Annotated in this window: 1 pseudogene; it reads left to right on the top strand. The window is 58.2% G+C overall.

The features are described from left to right. Positions 1-112 precede the first annotated feature (112 nt). A pseudogene (locus tag ACSZPU_RS24855) lies at positions 113-2,668 on the top strand (beta-galactosidase); the annotation flags it as partial. Positions 2,669-2,744: the final 76 nt, after the last annotated feature.

Genomic DNA, 2,744 nt, shown 5'->3' on the forward strand with positions numbered 1-2,744 from the left:
ATAGTCATGATAATAGGGCCTTCTGATTAGAAGGCCCTATTATCAATGATTTTTATCCTCGTGACGACACAATCTAGCGAATGACATTTACACTTATCTGTCAGGTATGCATATGCAACATCACGATTCTCATGCCTCCCGGGGCCCCCTGTTTCATGAAGTGCTTGCCCGTGAAGACTGGCAAAACCAGACCATTACCCACCTTAACCGTTTACCGGCGCATCCCACTTTTGCCAGTTGGCGTGACCTGCATTCGGCAAAGGAAAATCAGCCCTCAGCCCGTCGCCGCCAGTTGGATGGTCAGTGGCAGTTTTCGTATGCCCGCAGCCCGTTTGAGGTAAATGCTCACTGGCTGGAAAGCGATCTGCCAGGCAGCCGCAGTATGCCGGTCCCCTCGAACTGGCAGATGGAAGGCTATGACGCGCCAATCTATACCAACGTGCGTTACCCCATTGAGACCACTCCGCCGCGCGTTCCTGAAGACAACCCGACCGGCTGTTACTCGCTGACGTTTAGCATCGATGAGCACTGGCAGCATGAGGGCCAGACGCAAATCATCTTCGACGGCGTGAACTCCGCCTTTCATCTGTGGTGTAACGGGGAATGGGTCGGCTACTCACAGGACAGCCGCCTGCCTGCGGCCTTTGATCTCAGCAGTTTTCTGCGTGCGGGTGATAACCGTATCTGCGTGATGGTAATGCGCTGGAGCGCGGGCACCTGGCTTGAAGATCAGGACATGTGGCGCATGAGCGGCATCTTCCGTTCCGTCTGGCTGCTGAACAAGCCGACGCTGCACCTGAGCGACGTGCAACTGACCCCGCAGCTCGATGCGCTGTACCGCGATGCCGAGCTGGCGGTCAATATCACCGTTGCCGCCCCGGCGCAGCTGCTCGAAAAACTGACGGTCAGCGTTGAGCTGTGGAGTGACACCCAGCGCGTCGCCAGCCATCAGCAGCAGCCCGGTTCGCCGATCATTGATGAGCGTGGCAACTATGCCGAACGCACCGTGATGCGTTTGCCGGTAGAACGCCCGGCGCTGTGGAGCGCGGAAACCCCGAACTGCTACCGGGCGGTGGTTTCCCTGTGGCGCGGCGATGAACTGATTGAAGCCGAAGCCTGGGATATCGGCTTTCGCCGGGTAGAGATCGACAATAGCCTGTTGAAGTTGAACGGCAAACCGCTGCTGATCCGTGGCGTCAACCGCCACGAACATCACCACCAGCGCGGCCAGGTTGTCACCGAAGAGGATATGGTGCAGGACATTCTGCTAATGAAGCAGAACAACTTTAACGCCGCGCGCTGCTCCCACTACCCCAATGCCCCGCGCTGGTATGAACTTTGTAACCGCTATGGCCTGTATGTGGTTGACGAGGCCAACATCGAGACTCACGGGTTGGTGCCGATGAGTCGGCTTTCCGACGACCCGTCCTGGCTGGCGGCTTACAGCGCCCGCGTCACCCGGATGGTGCAAACCAACCGTAACCACCCGTCGATCATTATCTGGTCGCTGGGCAATGAATCTGGCGGTGGCGGCAACCATGAAGCCATGTACCACTGGCTCAAGCGCAATGATCCGACGCGCCCGGTGCAGTATGAAGGCGGCGGTGCAAACAGTACCACCACTGATATTCTTTGCCCGATGTATGCACGCGTAGACAGCGATCTGCTGATCCCCACAGTGCCAAAATGGGGGATCAAAAAGTGGATCAGCCTGCCAGGCGAACAGCGCCCGCTGATCTTCTGCGAATACGCCCACGCGATGGGCAACAGCCTGGGCAACTTTGCCGATTACTGGCAGGCATTTCGTGACTACCCGCGCCTGCAGGGTGGCTTTATCTGGGACTGGGCAGATCAGGCAATCAGCAAAACCTTCGACGACGGCAGCACCGGCTGGGCCTACGGCGGTGATTTTGGCGATAAACCAAACGACCGCCAGTTCTGCATGAACGGCCTGGTCTTCCCGGATCGCCGCCCTCACCCGTCACTCATTGAAGCCAAACACGCGCAGCAATATTTCCAGTTTGCCCTGCTGGCGCAAAACCCGCTGCGCATCAGCATCACCAGCGAATATCTGTTCCGCACGACCGATAACGAAGCGTTGCGCTGGCAGGTGCAGTCGGCGGGTGAAACCGTTGCCCACGGCAGCGTAACGCTGGAACTGGCTGCCGAAGGCCAGGGCGAGCTGACGCTGTGTGAAAACCTCACATTGTCAGCCGGTGCCGAAGAAGTGTGGCTGACACTGGAAGTGATCCAGCCGCAGGCCACCGCCTGGTCCGATGCCGGGCATCGTGTCGCCTGGCAGCAGTTTGCCCTCGCCGCCCCGCTGGTTCTGCGCGCATCGGCACCGACAGGCACAGCCCCCGAGCTCGAAAGCTGCTGCAACGCCTGGACGGTAAGCAGCGGATCCCAGCAGTGGGTTATCAACCGGGAAACGGGGCTACTGACGCACTGGCAGGTGGATGGCGTGGAGCAACTGTTGACCCCGCTGCGCGATCAGTTTGTGCGCGCACTGCTGGATAACGACATCGGCATCAGCGAAGTGGAGCGCATTGATCCCAACGCCTGGGTTGAACGCTGGAAAAGTGCGGGCCTGTACGATCTTAGCGCTCGTTGTGTGCAGTGCGATGCCCAGACGCTGGCCCATGAGGTGGTGATTGATAGCCGCTGGGAGCCTGTACATAAAATTGTGTAATTGCCTGATTTTGATATGTTCAATCCAACATCAAAAGCAGGTTAATTTATGG

Source organism: Phytobacter sp. V69 (assembly GCF_965644215.1).
Classification (GTDB): Bacteria; Pseudomonadota; Gammaproteobacteria; order Enterobacterales; family Enterobacteriaceae; genus Phytobacter.